Source organism: Acinetobacter sp. AS167 (assembly GCF_037152175.1).
Lineage (GTDB): Bacteria > Pseudomonadota > Gammaproteobacteria > Pseudomonadales > Moraxellaceae > Acinetobacter.
Genome location: NZ_JBBCMP010000003.1, coordinates 128,097 through 142,475, shown reverse-complemented (window position 1 = coordinate 142,475; position 14,379 = coordinate 128,097). Strand labels below are relative to the sequence as shown.

Below are 14,379 nucleotides of genomic sequence, written 5' to 3'. Positions count from 1 at the left end.
TAAAATAAAGTTACATGCTTGTTGCCATTTGTTGCCGAAAATTTGTTATGTTGATTGCGCTTAAATATTGATAAGAAACTGAAAACTATGCTCATTGATAAGATTTTAATTTCTAAACAAAGTTTAGATAGTGATGATCACTATGATGTGATTATGTCCAATATTGATACCTTAAATGGCTTATTTGAACATTATGTTGAATATGATGAAGTATCCGCAGAGGCTTTATATAGTTATTTTGTCGATTACTATCTTGCTCAAGTGAATAATGGCGGTTTTTCACAATTTGTTTATAACACAGGTTGGGATGCGTTCATGGTGAAACATGTTCGTGAAGGATTAAAAGCCATGAATGCGACTGGGCATTCGGCTCTCTTTGAGCAAAGTGCGGATTTAATTGATCAGTTTACGGATGAGCAATTAGAACAGTTCTTAGAGGGTGAATACTTTGGAGAAAATGAGCAGCGAGATATTCTCAATGCTTTTGATGACCAATTTTATGCATTGAACGATAGTGAAGATTTGATTGAAATCAATAGTCGATGGTTAAAACAGCATCCAAAGCTACAGGTTGTCGATGAAGATCAAATCTTGGCGATTATCGAGCAAGTTACAGCCAAAATTCTAAATTTAGAACAACGTAAACAGCAGGCAGCTGAAAACAGCCCCCGTTATTTTAAAATTATTCAAGCCTTATGCCAGCAAGCAGGTCAGGAACTAGATCGTATTACCATTGGTGATCCATCACATGAGTATAATGGGCAAGAGATTGTTGCTTGGCATTTTCTAACCAATGTAGGGCATTTTTATATGCTGGATCTAGGTAATCAAGCCTTGATGTTTGATGAAAATGATCAACAAATCATAGTGCTCGATGTTAGCCATATTGCAGCTGAGTCATAAAGACACAGTTTTTAAATAGTGTACGTTTAAAAAGCATAGCATCATTAGGCTATGCTTTTAGTTTTAGGGTGATCAGAATGAATCGTTTGAGTTTAATTTCAGTATTTTGTTTAGTGACTTTATCTGGCTGTGCAACAACACAAAATTTAATGAATAAAGTGGGTGGTTCAGAGACCCCATTAAGTCAGGTTTTAAATGAACGTCCTGATTTACGTAAGGATCTCGCGACTGTTGAGTTGCGCCAATATTTTAATAGTGTGGAATCACCTACTGTTGCAGAAGTGAAGTTGACTGAAACGGGTTTGATGGATGATTCAGTACGTTCTATTCGTAGCGTATATAGCTTTAAAAATATTGATGGTCAGTGGAAACGTATAGATATGCAGAAGGAATATCAGTGTTATCGTGGTAAGAACACTAAGACCTTCCAGAAGGCAAAATGTCCTTGATCAATTATTTATCGGGATTTAAAGATTTGGAAGATTAAAATCAGGGTACAAACAAAAATGGCAAAAACTAGAGTTGGAATAATTTTTGGTGGAAAATCATCAGAACATCGTGTGTCACTACAATCAGCACAAAATATCGTGGATGCAATAGATCTGCAAAAGTTTGATCTTAGTTTGATTGGAATAGACCAAGATGGTGCTTGGCGTATTTTGGATGTTACTCATTATTTAGAATATGGCCACGATCCTAAATTAATTTCTCTCGCCCCTCGTGAACATGAAGATTATTTGCAGTCAAAACAATCTCAAATCTTTGAAATTGAAAATGCGCAAGGATTACCACCCATAGATGTTATTTTTCCTATCATTCATGGGACTTTAGGCGAGGATGGTGCATTACAAGGCATGCTTAAAATTTTAGATCTACCTTTTGTTGGTTCAGATGTTTTAAGTTCTGCAATTTGTATGGATAAAGATGTCACCAAGCGTTTGTTACAAGGATCTGGGATTGCGGTTGCACCATTTTTAACTGTTCATGCTTACCAGCTAGACGCAGTGAGTTTCCATGAGGTTCAAAATACTTTAGGACTTCCAGTCTTTGTGAAACCTGCGAATCAAGGTTCTTCAGTGGGTGTCAGTAAAGTTGAAAACGAACAAGAGTTTATTGTTGCTTTAGAAAACGCATTTCAATATGACAGCAAAGTATTGATTGAAAAGTTTATTAAAGGTCGTGAAATTGAATGCGGTGTTTTGGGTAATTACAATCCAAAAGCCAGTGTTTGTGGTGAAGTGGTTGTAAAGTCTAGCTTTTATTCTTATGAAGCAAAATATATAGATAATCAATCTTCTGAAGTGGTGATTCCTGCTTCAATTTCAGAAGAGGAAAGTAATAAGATTCGTGAGATTTCGATTAAAGCTTTTAAAGTTTTAGGTTGTTTGGGACTTGCACGTGTCGATTTTTTCTTGACTGAGCATGGCGATGTTTTACTAAATGAAGTAAATACTTTACCTGGCTTTACTAATAACAGTATGTATCCAAAGCTTTGGGAGGTAAGTGGAATCACTTATTCTGAATTAATTACTCAACTCATAGAATTAGCATTAGAGCGTCATGAAAATGTATTAAGAAATTCAAAATTTGTAGCTAAAGGATAATTATCTTTGGCTATTTTATATTTCTTATTGAAAATAGATAGAAATGCTGGATAAAAACGTATCAGATTTGGTACGTTTTTTATTTGGCAAATCACAATAAATGAATATTTTAATTGTAGGTAATGGTTTTGATCCTTCGCATTTTTGACTGATACAAGAAGTTGAATGATAGTCAATCTGTCAAAAAACTCATACACAAGAATATAACTTCTCTTGATTGATATTTTTAATTAAATCAATCACATGTAAAAATCAATTGTTTGATTATAAAAAAGCTTGCAATGCCATACCCTATATTCAAAGTTTAAATACCATTGCATAGGCGATGCCTCACTTTTCGTAGGTGATACCAAACCTTGCGCTGCAAACAAAGCCCTGCTTTGTTTTTGCTCATGTTGGGCGAGGGGTACGTCCAGTTACCCCCGCCCAACGGCGACATCCATGTCGCCCCACGGTAGGACAATCATCTAGGGTTTAAAAGTACAAAAAATGAATTGATAACCAACAGTTTCTAAAAGTTCATACAAAAAATAAGCTTTATTTATGATCAATGGCTTGATGTAAATCACTTGTATGAATAATTAGGAGGCTTGGCTATATATCCAACATAAAGCAAATTATGCTGGTAAGTATCATGATGAATTAAAGCGATTATTGATAAAACTTTTAAATTAAAAATAAAGGGGAGTCGATCTTGAATTCAAAGAAAATTTAAAAAGCACTGAAATTGATGTTATAAAACCTATAGATTTACCCAAAATGTGAACACAATGAACATCCAACAAGAAATTCAAAACTTATTCCAAAACCGAGATGAACATCCACTGTTTTATATCGAAAGCGGTAGTCGTTTATGGGGCATGGCAAGTCCAGACAGTGATTACGATGTGCGTGGTTTTCATCTACCCTCCAAGGCACAATATTACGATTATCGCCAACACCGTGATTTAATCGAGATCATGGATGGCGACTTTGATTTCGTTTCATTCGACTTAAATAAAATGTTTGGACTTTTGGCAAAAAGTAATCCGACTGTTTTAGAGTGGGTACGTGCACATATTGTCTATTTCAATCAATTTCCTGAATGGGAAATTTTTAGAGATGGCTTACTTGAACGAATAGACTATAAAGCTCTGTATTATCATTACTTGTCGCTGGCTAAAGGTGGTATGCATGTCATGCAAACTGCAGATAACTTTACCTATAAAAAAGTGTTTTATTCTATTCGTGGTCTGATGTCAGCAGAGTTGGCAACACAGCAAATTATGCCTGAACTCCAGATTACGCAATTGTTTGATCAAATCGACTCCCATGATCCATTACGTCATTGGGCAGAAGATTATTTAGAAATCAAAAAACAGCAAAAAGAAAAAGCACAATTACCTGTCGCTGAACAAGCACAGATCTTAAAACTGTTAGAAGATAAAATTGAAGTCCTTAATCTAAGAACGATTGAACCTACTAATGATATTGAAAAATTAAAGCAATATCTCACCGAATATAGCTTTAATTTAAAACAACATTTTTATGGCTAATGCTTTTACTCAATCAGAGAATAGTGACACTATGAAAACCCTTGCCTTTATTCATCGTAATGACACCCGATTTGCGATAGGAGATTTTTATCCTGTACTTTCTGTATTTTCGCACTATGAATTAGGCAATACGGTTTCTCCCTTTCTGTTACTGGATCATTTAGGACCTGGTGTTTTAAAACCGACCAATTTACGCAAAGGGGTGAGTGAGCATCCTCATCGTGGTTTTGAAACGGTTACCCTGATTTTTGCTGGTGAATTAGAACACCGTGATTCATCGGGTGGTGGTGGTATTGTTTCAACGGGTGATGTGCAATGGATGACCGCAGCTTCCGGTGTAGAACACAAAGAGGTCTTTAGTGAGGTATTTTCAAAAACGGGTGGCTATTTTGAAATGGTGCAACTGTGGGTGAATTTACCAGCTAAAGATAAAATGAACCCACCACGTTATCAGAGTTTACGAAAAGCAAATATTCCAGTGATTGAACTTCCGAATAGCGCTGGAACGGTACGGGTGATTGCTGGGCATTATCAAGGACAACAAGGGCCAGCAAAAACGCATTCGCCACTTCATGTTTTAGATATTGAAATCCAAGCAGGGCATAAGGTGAGATTGCCCGCTGGCGCAGGGGAAACCACACTGGTTTATTTACGAACCGGCAAGGCATTGTTTCAAGCTGAAGATGAGATATTTGAAGAGCAAGGGCTTGCCGTCATGTCGAGCTTAGAACAAGACTTAGAAATTACGGCATTGCAACAGTGTAAATTGCTGCTGCTGACAGGCAAACCGCTTCAAGAACCCATCAACGGTCATGGCCCTTTTGTGATGAATAGCTACGCTGAAATTCTTGAAGCATATGATGATATTAAACGTGGCACATTTATCAAATCAAAAGTGCTACATGATGAATAAAGCAAACTATGTGAATTATAATTTGCTTTTATAGCTAATTTATCGATTGTTGTTTGTTTTTGAGTGCAATCAAGCCTTTGATTAGCATCGCAATTCCGACACCTACGCATAACCCCATCAAGAACTTGCCAAATATACCAAAACCCAATTCTTTATGGTTGGCTGAACTAATTGCCTTTGCCGTATCTTCAGCCGACCCAGTACCATTGGCCTGAACATCCATCAAGGCCACAAAGCCTGTATCTGTTTTACAGCTTTCAATCACTGAGCTCGAATCTTCCGCATATTTCTTTTGAACCAATTGTTCACATCGAGCCTGATCTTCAGCGCTAATATTTGGTGCAGAACTTATAAAATAAAGTCCTCCACTAATCAACAATAAAATCAGACCAATAATGATCAGTGATACAGGATTTTTATTTTTCATTTAAATTATTTATATCAGCTTAACCAGTATTTAGAGTAGCTGAAGAATAATAAATGTTCAACTTCCCCTGAAAATTTGTCTGTGTTAGACTACCCAAACTTTACCCTGTGTGTACTTCTATGAGCTTTCTTATAGATCGGGTCAAGTTAAAAAATCTCACAAATATAGTTTCAGCAATTACTTTACCTATTGAATTAGACACCTTGTGAATACGGTGTTGAACTGCCTTTATTCAACGTAAATTCCACAATTTAATATTTATATTTCAGTGCTTGTCATTGGGCGTACACTTATCTTTAAAAAAAGTAGTGTGAGCGATGCAAGCCGATAATGATATGTAGAAAACAATGCAAAATTTAGTGCAAAAACAACAAACTGCAAGTTTGAGTCGCGCTACGCTTATGTTTCCATTGGCGTTGGTGTTATTTGAATTTTCAGTTTATATCGGTAATGATTTGGTCCAACCTGCGATGCTCGCAATTACCAAGGAATTTGGTGTGAGTAGTGCATGGGCACCATCATCTATGTCATTTTATCTCCTCGGCGGGGCATGCGTCGCAGGGATACTCGGACCTTTGTCTGACCGTTTAGGACGTAAGAAAGTTTTATTGTCAGGTGTTGCATTTTTTGTTATCACCTGTTTATTAATTCTGTTTACCCACAATATTGAAAGTTTTCTTGTTTTAAGATTCTTGCAAGGTTTTGGTTTATCTGTGATCGCAGCGGTAGGTTATGCTGCGATTCAAGAAACTTTTGAAGAGCGTGATGCCATTAAAGTCATGGCACTGATGGCAAATATTTCTTTGCTTGCCCCTTTGATTGGCCCAGTCATTGGTGCTTTCCTGATTGATCATGTGTCATGGCATTGGGGATTTATTGCGATTGCTTTTTTAGCTTTTCTCAGTTGGTTTGGTCTAAAAGCCAAAATGCCATCACCTACTACCAGTATTCCCAAAAAGCCTTTGAGTTATATTTGGGATGATTATATGCAAGTCCTAAAAAACAAGACTTTCATGGGCCTGACCCTCGGTTTGCCGATGGTGGCGATGCCTTTAATGCTATGGATTGCGTTATCTCCTGTGATGTTGGTTGAAGAACTGGGACTCAGTAGTATGCAATATGGACTGGCACAATTTCCTGTATTGGGTGGATTGATTCTTGGCAATATTGCACTGATTAAAGTGATTGATCGTTTGCCGCTAGGTAAAACAGTTTTGATTGGCTTACCTTTGATGCTGTTAGGTACCTTAATTGTTGTGGCAGGAATAATTTGGCGCGAATATTTTCTTTATTGCGTTATTTTAGGGATGACCTTAGTCAGTTTTGGTGAAGGAATTAGTTTTTCAGTGCTTTATCGTTTTGCGTTAATGTCATCCGAAGTTTCTAAAGGGACTGTCGCTGCTGCTGTTTCAGTGTTGATGATGTTCACTTTCTTTTTTGTAATTGAACTGATTCGAATTTTGTATGAACAGTTCCATCTCTGGGCTTATGCGTTGTCATGCTTTGCTTTAATTACTTTGTGGTTCACTATTCCACGTAGAATAGTGAAAAAAATTATGCTGCAACGTAAAGCAAATGGTGAATTTTAAGCTCACTTGAGTTTCCCTCTCCTATAAAAGGAGAGGGAGCTTTGCTTCATAAATAAAACAGGTTAAGGCTGTTGTAATGCTTTTAATTTATGATCAAAAACAAAAGGTCCAAAAGGTAAAATTGAAGCAATCAAACCTAAAATAAATATCTTAATAGACCACTTCTGTTTTCCACAGACCATCAATAAAACTGCCAAAAAAGCAAGAAATAGCACACCATGCCCCATGCCAATATATTTTACATAGATTGGTGTATCCCAAATATATTTTAAAGGCATAGCAATAAAGAGAAGAAGGAGAAAGGAGATGCCTTCGAGAAAACCAACAATACGTAAAGATTTGATATTCATGGTCACTTAATCAAATGAGAATGAAGCTTGAGTCTAACCGAATTATCTAAACTATTTTAAAAAATGAGTAAATAAAATTGATTCATTTAAATGAATTGATGATCATTCTGGAGAATAATATTTTAGCCTCCCGACCCAAAAGTTTGCTCCGATATTCAGGATAAATTATTGTAATGCTTTGATTGCTGCATCCTGCTGTTGCTGTTCAAATTCAGTGATATAAACACAACCGATATAGGTCTTATGTTCACCTTCATCTACAACTGGATTAGATTCAGCTAAAGTCAGTTTACGCAAAGATTTTTCCATTTCTTTGGTCTCAAGATCTGTTTTTACAATTTTCTCTCCTGAGAAATAAGGCATATCTTTAAAGAAAGGGTTTTGAGAAATTTGAAACTTTTTCGCGAGAACTTGGGTGTTCGCATTTTTTAAAACAGCCAGCATCCCACCAGAAACTAAGCTAATTTGATCTGTAGATTGACCGAATACCGTAATGGGGACTTTACTGACATAGCTATATTCTTCACCTTGTTTGATCCAGCCATTCTTTTTCAAATCATCCTCAAAGTCAAAACCTAAGTCATAATAATTTTTCAGTGTCTTTTTACACTCTAAAAATTGCTGTAAGTCTTGATTAAATTGAGAATCTGCAAAAGCATTGGGCATAGCACCGATAGCCAATCCAGAAAATAAAAACGTTAGGAAAATTTTAAATTTCATGTGATGTCTCAAAATATTTTGTGATTCTTGCTATTTAATTTCTAATCGAAGTAAAGTTGTTTTTAGTTTTAACAACTCAGGTAAGGTTTCCAATAATAAACTGATTTGTTTAAGCACCAAAAGTAAATTATCTGATAAATTTTCTTGATCATTGATGTTCTGAATCTCAGTGAGCTTTGTTTCAATTAATGCTTCATTTACAGCGGATTGGTTAAGCAAAACATCATTTAACGTGTCTTTACACCACAACATCAAATCTAAAATCTGCTGATCATGCACATGTTCACGATGACTGCCTAAAGCAGAAACATAACTGAGCTGGCTATGGCTATAGACCAAATATCTAAATGCATTGTGAATTAAATCCTGATTTGGATTGGGTTCAGCACTTAAACTGGAAATCATCGTGGATAATTCAATCTGTGCATTATGTGCAGCTCGGCGTGCTTTACGATAATCAATACTATTGGTTCGGCCTTGTTGATATTGCTCAACAACCGCATCGAAATAGTCTAATGTTGCTTTGCTGCTTTTACGAATATTGTTGGAAATATCACGGAAGTTCCAGTCTGGCCAAATAAAACTGACCGCAAACCATGCGATTACACATCCCAAAATAGTATCGATAATACGTGGTAAAATAATGGTATAGCCTGCACCTTTTAAATTAAAGATCAACAAAACCATTAGGGTTGCCATTAAAGTCGCCATGGCATATTTTTTTGAACGTAAGTAGAAAAAGGATACCCCAAAAATAATAGTGAGAAGTAACTGTCCTTCTATACTAGGTATAAAATATAAAATGGGAATACCTAAAAGTACGCCTAATACAGTTCCTAAAGTGCGCAGTTTTAAACGACTTTTGGTGGCAAAATAACTGATCTGGCAGACAAATAAACTCGTGAGTAGAATCCAATAGCCATTTTTTGCGAAGGGTAGTAAGGAAATTGTGTACCCGACAGCAAACACAAATGAGATTCGCACCGCATGGCGAAACAATGCAGAATTTGGGGTTAAATGTTGTTTAATCTTGAGCCAAAGGTCTGGTAGATCATGGATATCATCATCCAATAAATTTAGATTATCTCGATGGTGGCTATAACTTTGCTGATAATTACTTTGTTCAATACTCAGATTAATAAATTGATCTTGCACATTTTTGAGATTTTTTAACACCAACAGTAAGTTTTTTACTTCTAAATTATGTGGATTTTGTTGAATCCATTCCAGCATTGAGTTTTCTAAATGTGCTAAAGCAATACTATTGTCAGGATGCGTTTGAAAGATTTGACGCTTTAAAATTGCCTCAGCAAGTTGTTGGCAATTGCGCGCTTGTAAGCGGACATTTTTTTGAATGCGATAAATTAAATCTGTGCGGCTAAAGTTCTGTTGGATCTTTTCATAGTGCAAATAATTGGAAGTAACTTGCTCATGAATATCTTGGGCCAAAAAATATAAGTTGAGCCAGTAGATGGTGTTTTTATTTGCACGAGAGGCTTTTAATCGGGTGAGTAATGAGGCTTTGGTTAAATTTAAGTTTTGCACCAACTGGCTGTTTTGCAAAGATAGGTCAAATAAAAGCTGTTCAATATTGTCGACATTATCAGGATCAAATAGTTTTGCTTTTGATGTCAAAAGCTCGGAAAGAAGATTGAAACTATTAGAGAGGTTGTCTTGTACAGCCTGTGTCGGTTTTAGCAAGTAGAAAATAATAGAGGTCAAGCCATACCATAATGTACCCATGACAAAATAACTGGGTTGTTGATACCACTCAGAATATTCACCTAAGCCAAACATGGTATAAATTGACAAGAGCACAGTACCAAATGAAATGGTGGCATAGCGTTGCCCTAAGGCACCCATTAAGATAAAAGCCCCACTGGAAAGCGACAAGTAAATTAAAAATAAAAGCTTATAGGAATGTAAAAAATCTAAAATACTGCTGACAGTAAAAAACAGCACACAGACCAAGCCTAGATTTCTTAACCGAATACTGAGTCGGTCATCAAAATCAGTGAGTGCTGTTGCAATTGCGCCAAGTGTAATCGGTACAATAAGTTGATCATAACCTAGAAAATACAGGCCAAGCGTTGTTCCAGTTAAAACAATCAAAATCTGTATGCAATAAATCAAAGTCGAATTTGATTTTATATTTTGAAAGATTTGCTGATAGCTATTCACAGTGTCTATTCAGTGGCTTGGACGTTTCAATATTTTACTCGTTTCTGATAAGGCGATATGATTTATTGCATGTAGAAATGTAAAAAAGAAACGGTAATATTCAACATTTTATATACAGTTGAGCCCTTACTTAAACGCTTAAAAAAACTCAGAATAAGTGATCAAGTACTTAAAATAGTAAAAATGCCAAGAAAGCAAAACACTGAAATAAAACAACCGCGTTACCGCAATGCTGAATTAACAGAACGTCGTAATTTAAAAATGGCAGGTTCCATCCATGCCTATGTACGAGGCAATACTGCCAAATATTATGATTGGTTAAAGCAAGCGGAAATAAGTTCGATACCACAAGGACCAGCGATTTGGATTTGTGGGGACTGCCATACCGGTAATTTGGGTCCTGTAGCCAATGCAGAGGGTAAAATTGATATTGAGATTCGTGATTTAGATCAAACCGTGATTGGTAATCCAGCCAATGATGTTATCCGCTTAGGACTATCCTTAGCGACGGCTGTACGTAGCTCTGATTTACCTGGGGTCGTTACCGCACAGATGATTGAAGCGCTTTACGCGGGTTATGTTTATGCCTTAGCACACAATGGTCAGGGGATTGGTAAATTACAGCGACCTGTCCTTGTGCATAGTGCAATGCAGAAAGCACTGAAGCGAACCTGGAAAAATTTAGCAAGAGAGCGTTTAGAAGCTTTAAAGCCAGAAATCATCTTGGGGAAACGATTTTGGCCCCTATTGAAAAAAGAACATCTCGAAATCCACAGTGTTTTTAATCAGCCTGATATTCAGGACTTGGTCACAATGATTGGCCAGCGTGATCAATCCGCTCAATTGAAAGTCATCGATTCAGCATATTGGGTTAAAGGGTGCAGTTCTTTAGGCCTATTGCGCTATATCGTACTGATGGATTCATCCAATCATATTGTCAGAGATGGGAAAGGCCTATGTTTAATGGATCTGAAAGAAGCCACAACAGCACTTGCACCACGTTATTCAAATACACCGATGCCAAAAGACAATGCAGCAAGAATTGTTGAAGGTGCAAGACACTTATCACCATTTTTAGGGGAGCGGATGCGAGCAAGTAAGTTTTTAGATACTTCGATTTTTATTCGAGAGTTATTGCCACAAGATTTAAAACTCGAAATAGAAGGGGTCAATGAAGTTGAAGCCAAAGACTTGGCTTTCTATTTGGCTTTTGTGGTTGGTCGTGCACATGCTCGACAGATGGATGATCCAGTACGCAATGCTTGGATAAAAGAGTTAAAACGCAATCAATCAAAAACCATCGAGGCACCATTTTGGCTATGGCGGAGTATTGTTGAATTGATGAGTGTACATGAGGCTGGTTATTTGGAACATTGCCGTCGTTATGCGCTTTCACATCTGAAATAAAAAAGATGTGGATAAGAGCAGACTTATCCACAATTTATGATTAAATTATTGAATCACACCACATGCTATACGATCTCCACCACCACCAAGGGGTTTTGGATGATCTGAATAGTTATCCCCGCCTGCATGAATCATGATGGCTAAGCCCTGAATATCTGCCAATTTTAAACGTGGCGCAATTAAGGTTGTTTTTGCATTTCCATTGGAATCTACATTCAGTACAGGTAAATCCCCCATATGTCCATCATTCGGGGTGCCATGACCAGTTTTTTGAGGATTGAAATGCCCACCCGCAGCTAAAGCAGCGCCCATTTTTCCATCCTTTTCAGCAGGTGCACATGAACCTTTTTCATGAATATGAAAACCATGATAACCCGAAGGTAAGTGGCTAAGTTGAGTGTTGATTGTTAAACCATTTGGAGAGTCTTGCAAGCTCACTGTACCAATTTTTGAACCAATGCCTTGTGCAGATACAGCATGAATATCTACTGTTTGTAATGGTGTTTTAAGCTTAGGGTTAACCGTTGTTGTACTACATGCTGCTGTAAATAGGGTGATACATGTACAAAGTATAGAAGTTTTAAAAAAAGTAGATGTCATTGAACGCATCCAAAGTATTTGATTATGATTAGTAACTATTCAAGCAAAGCCCAACAGGATAAACAATGTGAATTAAATGTCTGATTGTATGAATTTATTTAACAGAGAGTTTGATTGGTATTGATTATGTTGATTAAAATAAATGAAGAAAATCATTATGTAGTATATCTGCGATATTAAAGATAGCTATACAAGATATATTCGCCAACTCATGCTTATTGGCGAATATAGTGGTTATAACTATTGCATTTTAACGTTTACTTGCTGGCATTCAGCTTAGGATTTGGTGGGTTTATCCTCATCAATGTCATAAGCCATTGTTGCATCAGGCATGAGGCTCTCTGATTCAGTAGTTTCATGTAACCACTCACGCCAAATTGCCAAGAGAATTGCAAGAATGACAGGGCCAATAAACAGTCCAACCAGTCCAAAACTTGCTAATCCACCAAGTACACCAAACATGATCAACAAGAACGGAATCTTGGTTGCACCTGAAATAACCAAAGGTCGAATCACATTATCAGCAGTACTGACAATACAAACACCCCAAGCCATTACACCAATTGCTTCCATGGTTTGACCTTGTGAGAAAAGCCATAATGAAACTGCACCATAAGCAACAGGAGGGCCGAATGGAATCAGTGCCATCAAGAACGTCACAATGGTAAGGACCATTGGATTGGGTACACCTGCAACAAAATAACTCACACCAGCAAGAAATGCTTGAGCAACGGCAGTTAAACCAACACCATAAACCACAGCCCGAGTCGTCTCAGAAATGGTATCAAGATAATGGTGAATACGTGGACCAATTAACATTTGTAAGGCTTTACTGACTTGCTCCAAAATGGTTTGACCATCTCGGTAGAAGAAGAATAAAGACATGATTGCAAAACCTAGCTTAACCAGATTTTTGGTAATTTCGTTCAAGACGAATTTACCATAGTTCATATGGCCTTGAATCCAAAGACCAATGGTTTGTGAAAGGCTGGTAGGATCAGCATTAATTTCACGTACAGTACGGCTAACTTCTTTGCCGATGATGGGGAGTTCACGGATAAAGTCTGGAACAGTCAAATGACCTGAAGATAATTGGCGTTGGAGGTCGAAATAAAGATTTCGTCCTTCATGTTGTAAAATAAAAATGGCAAAAGTCAGTGGAATTCCAACCACCAAAACCACCAGCGTAATCATGAGTGATGCACTGAGGGTAGGTCGATTCGAACCAAACATTCTTAAGATGCGTTTGTACATTGGCCAAGTCATATAGGCAATAATACAGGCCCATAACACAGGTACAATGAAGTATTTGAGAATATCGTAACCTAGAAAAATAAGGATAAACAATAATCCAAACAATAAGATACGTTGTAAGTTCGAAGTGAAATCTTGCACGAATTACTCTAAAAATTGTGAGTGATTGACTCAATATTAACTGAAAAATAAAGTGTGGCAAATTTTAACCCTACTTTATCTGATCTTTATTGAATTGGTTTTAGAACCAATCGCTTGGATCGTCTATTAAAGCATCAAGTAAGGGTTGCCATTGTTCTTGAATGGTTAAAAAGTTCTTTTGGGTTTTATCAAAAACGTTTAAACCTTGCATCGCCAATTGGCTATAGGCAGTACGTTCGGATATCCATGCAACAGGTTTTTGTTCGATTTTATCAAAGAATTGCTGAATATCTTTCGAGCTAGAGCTGTTGGCTTTCATTCGGTTGGCAACCAGATATACAGAAACTTTGCCTTTACGAATTTTTTTAATGTCTTGGATGTGTTTAAGGAAACGTCGAGTACTGTCGATATCAAAAAAAGAAGGTTGTAGCGGAGTGACTACAGCATGGCACTCACTAATCAGTTGTTCTGCATGTTCACCAGTTAAGGCACCTGGTGCATCAATCACTAAATAATCTAGGTTTTTAGGTGCATCACCAATTGATTTTTCATGACGCCAATCCAGACTTTGAATTGTTGCTGCAGTGTTAGGGCGTTGCTTTAACCATTGCAGTGCAGATTTTTGTCCATCTGCATCAGCCAAGGCCACTTTATAGCCTTTTTGTGCAAGCGCTGTCGCTAATGTTATTGCTGTAATTGTTTTCCCACAACCGCCTTTTAAATTTGCAACAAGTATTGTTTTCATGATTGATCAA

The 14,379-nt window shown here is 37.0% G+C and carries 14 protein-coding genes; 7 read left to right on the top strand and 7 right to left on the bottom strand.

Annotation, left to right across the window (positions count from 1 at the left end):
- Positions 1 to 87: 87 nt before the first annotated feature.
- The 5 genes from WFN33_RS07080 (at position 88) to WFN33_RS07060 (ending at position 4,955) form a co-directional block, all read left to right on the top strand.
- Complete coding sequence (locus WFN33_RS07080) at positions 88 to 903, top strand: DMP19 family protein (RefSeq protein ID WP_336952265.1); 816 nt, start codon at positions 88 to 90, stop codon at positions 901 to 903.
- A gap of 77 nt (positions 904 to 980) precedes the next feature.
- Positions 981 to 1,352, top strand: a complete 372-nt coding sequence (locus WFN33_RS07075) for a hypothetical protein (RefSeq protein WP_004818679.1) — start codon at positions 981 to 983, stop codon at positions 1,350 to 1,352.
- A gap of 57 nt (positions 1,353 to 1,409) precedes the next feature.
- Entirely contained in the window at positions 1,410 to 2,507 is a 1,098-nt protein-coding gene (ddlA, locus tag WFN33_RS07070; RefSeq protein ID WP_336952264.1) for a D-alanine--D-alanine ligase, read from the top strand.
- Between the two features lie 770 nt (positions 2,508 to 3,277).
- Entirely contained in the window at positions 3,278 to 4,042 is a 765-nt protein-coding gene (locus tag WFN33_RS07065; RefSeq protein WP_336952263.1) for a nucleotidyltransferase domain-containing protein, read from the top strand.
- A 31-nt stretch (positions 4,043 to 4,073) separates the two neighbouring features.
- Entirely contained in the window at positions 4,074 to 4,955 is an 882-nt protein-coding gene (locus WFN33_RS07060; protein WP_336952584.1) for a pirin family protein, read from the top strand.
- A gap of 34 nt (positions 4,956 to 4,989) precedes the next feature.
- On the opposite strand, the gene WFN33_RS07055 is transcribed toward WFN33_RS07060, so the two are convergent.
- Entirely contained in the window at positions 4,990 to 5,382 is a 393-nt protein-coding gene (locus WFN33_RS07055) for a hypothetical protein (RefSeq protein ID WP_336952262.1), read from the bottom strand.
- A 347-nt stretch (positions 5,383 to 5,729) separates the two neighbouring features.
- Here WFN33_RS07055 and craA point away from each other — a divergent pair, with 347 nt between their 5' ends.
- Positions 5,730 to 6,971, top strand: a complete 1,242-nt coding sequence (craA, locus tag WFN33_RS07050; protein ID WP_336952261.1) for a chloramphenicol efflux MFS transporter CraA — start codon at positions 5,730 to 5,732, stop codon at positions 6,969 to 6,971.
- Positions 6,972 to 7,033: 62 nt separating this feature from the next.
- On the opposite strand, the gene WFN33_RS07045 is transcribed toward craA, so the two are convergent.
- The 3 genes from WFN33_RS07045 to yccS all read right to left on the bottom strand — a co-directional run bounded on the left by WFN33_RS07045 (position 7,034) and on the right by yccS (position 10,222).
- Positions 7,034 to 7,321 carry a DUF3817 domain-containing protein gene (locus tag WFN33_RS07045; RefSeq protein WP_336952259.1) on the bottom strand — a complete coding sequence of 96 codons (288 nt, stop codon included), beginning with the start codon at positions 7,319 to 7,321 and terminating at the stop codon, positions 7,034 to 7,036.
- A 165-nt stretch (positions 7,322 to 7,486) separates the two neighbouring features.
- Positions 7,487 to 8,041, bottom strand: coding sequence for a hypothetical protein (locus WFN33_RS07040; protein WP_336952258.1), 555 nt, complete (start codon positions 8,039 to 8,041; stop codon positions 7,487 to 7,489).
- Positions 8,042 to 8,071: 30 nt separating this feature from the next.
- Entirely contained in the window at positions 8,072 to 10,222 is a 2,151-nt protein-coding gene (gene yccS, locus WFN33_RS07035) for a YccS family putative transporter (RefSeq protein WP_336952257.1), read from the bottom strand.
- A gap of 183 nt (positions 10,223 to 10,405) precedes the next feature.
- Between yccS and WFN33_RS07030 the strand changes: the two genes are divergently transcribed.
- On the top strand, positions 10,406 to 11,629 hold the full coding sequence (locus WFN33_RS07030) for a DUF2252 family protein (protein WP_336952256.1): 1,224 nt from the start codon (positions 10,406 to 10,408) through the stop codon (positions 11,627 to 11,629).
- A gap of 45 nt (positions 11,630 to 11,674) precedes the next feature.
- Here WFN33_RS07030 and sodC read toward each other — a convergent pair whose 3' ends face one another.
- The 3 genes from sodC to WFN33_RS07015 all read right to left on the bottom strand — a co-directional run bounded on the left by sodC (position 11,675) and on the right by WFN33_RS07015 (position 14,369).
- Positions 11,675 to 12,229 carry a superoxide dismutase [Cu-Zn] SodC gene (gene sodC / locus WFN33_RS07025; RefSeq protein ID WP_336952255.1) on the bottom strand — a complete coding sequence of 185 codons (555 nt, stop codon included), beginning with the start codon at positions 12,227 to 12,229 and terminating at the stop codon, positions 11,675 to 11,677.
- 276 nt (positions 12,230 to 12,505) lie between these two features.
- Positions 12,506 to 13,624 carry an AI-2E family transporter gene (locus tag WFN33_RS07020; protein ID WP_336952254.1) on the bottom strand — a complete coding sequence of 373 codons (1,119 nt, stop codon included), beginning with the start codon at positions 13,622 to 13,624 and terminating at the stop codon, positions 12,506 to 12,508.
- A 100-nt stretch (positions 13,625 to 13,724) separates the two neighbouring features.
- Positions 13,725 to 14,369 carry a ParA family protein gene (locus WFN33_RS07015; protein WP_336952253.1) on the bottom strand — a complete coding sequence of 215 codons (645 nt, stop codon included), beginning with the start codon at positions 14,367 to 14,369 and terminating at the stop codon, positions 13,725 to 13,727.
- Positions 14,370 to 14,379: the final 10 nt, after the last annotated feature.

Excerpts from the sequence above, each read along its gene's own strand:
- WFN33_RS07030 (WP_336952256.1), top strand. The coding sequence starts at position 10,406 with ATGCCAAGAAAGCAAAACACTGAAATAAAACAACCGCGTTACCGCAAT.
- WFN33_RS07015 (WP_336952253.1), bottom strand. The coding sequence starts at position 14,369 with ATGAAAACAATACTTGTTGCAAATTTAAAAGGCGGTTGTGGGAAAACA.
- WFN33_RS07040 (WP_336952258.1), bottom strand. The coding sequence starts at position 8,041 with ATGAAATTTAAAATTTTCCTAACGTTTTTATTTTCTGGATTGGCTATC.
- WFN33_RS07060 (WP_336952584.1), top strand. The coding sequence starts at position 4,074 with ATGAAAACCCTTGCCTTTATTCATCGTAATGACACCCGATTTGCGATA.
- ddlA (WP_336952264.1), top strand. The coding sequence starts at position 1,410 with ATGGCAAAAACTAGAGTTGGAATAATTTTTGGTGGAAAATCATCAGAA.
- WFN33_RS07065 (WP_336952263.1), top strand. The coding sequence starts at position 3,278 with ATGAACATCCAACAAGAAATTCAAAACTTATTCCAAAACCGAGATGAA.
- WFN33_RS07055 (WP_336952262.1), bottom strand. The coding sequence starts at position 5,382 with ATGAAAAATAAAAATCCTGTATCACTGATCATTATTGGTCTGATTTTA.
- sodC (WP_336952255.1), bottom strand. The coding sequence starts at position 12,229 with ATGACATCTACTTTTTTTAAAACTTCTATACTTTGTACATGTATCACC.
- WFN33_RS07075 (WP_004818679.1), top strand. The coding sequence starts at position 981 with ATGAATCGTTTGAGTTTAATTTCAGTATTTTGTTTAGTGACTTTATCT.
- WFN33_RS07045 (WP_336952259.1), bottom strand. The coding sequence starts at position 7,321 with ATGAATATCAAATCTTTACGTATTGTTGGTTTTCTCGAAGGCATCTCC.
- craA (WP_336952261.1), top strand. The coding sequence starts at position 5,730 with ATGCAAAATTTAGTGCAAAAACAACAAACTGCAAGTTTGAGTCGCGCT.
- WFN33_RS07080 (WP_336952265.1), top strand. The coding sequence starts at position 88 with ATGCTCATTGATAAGATTTTAATTTCTAAACAAAGTTTAGATAGTGAT.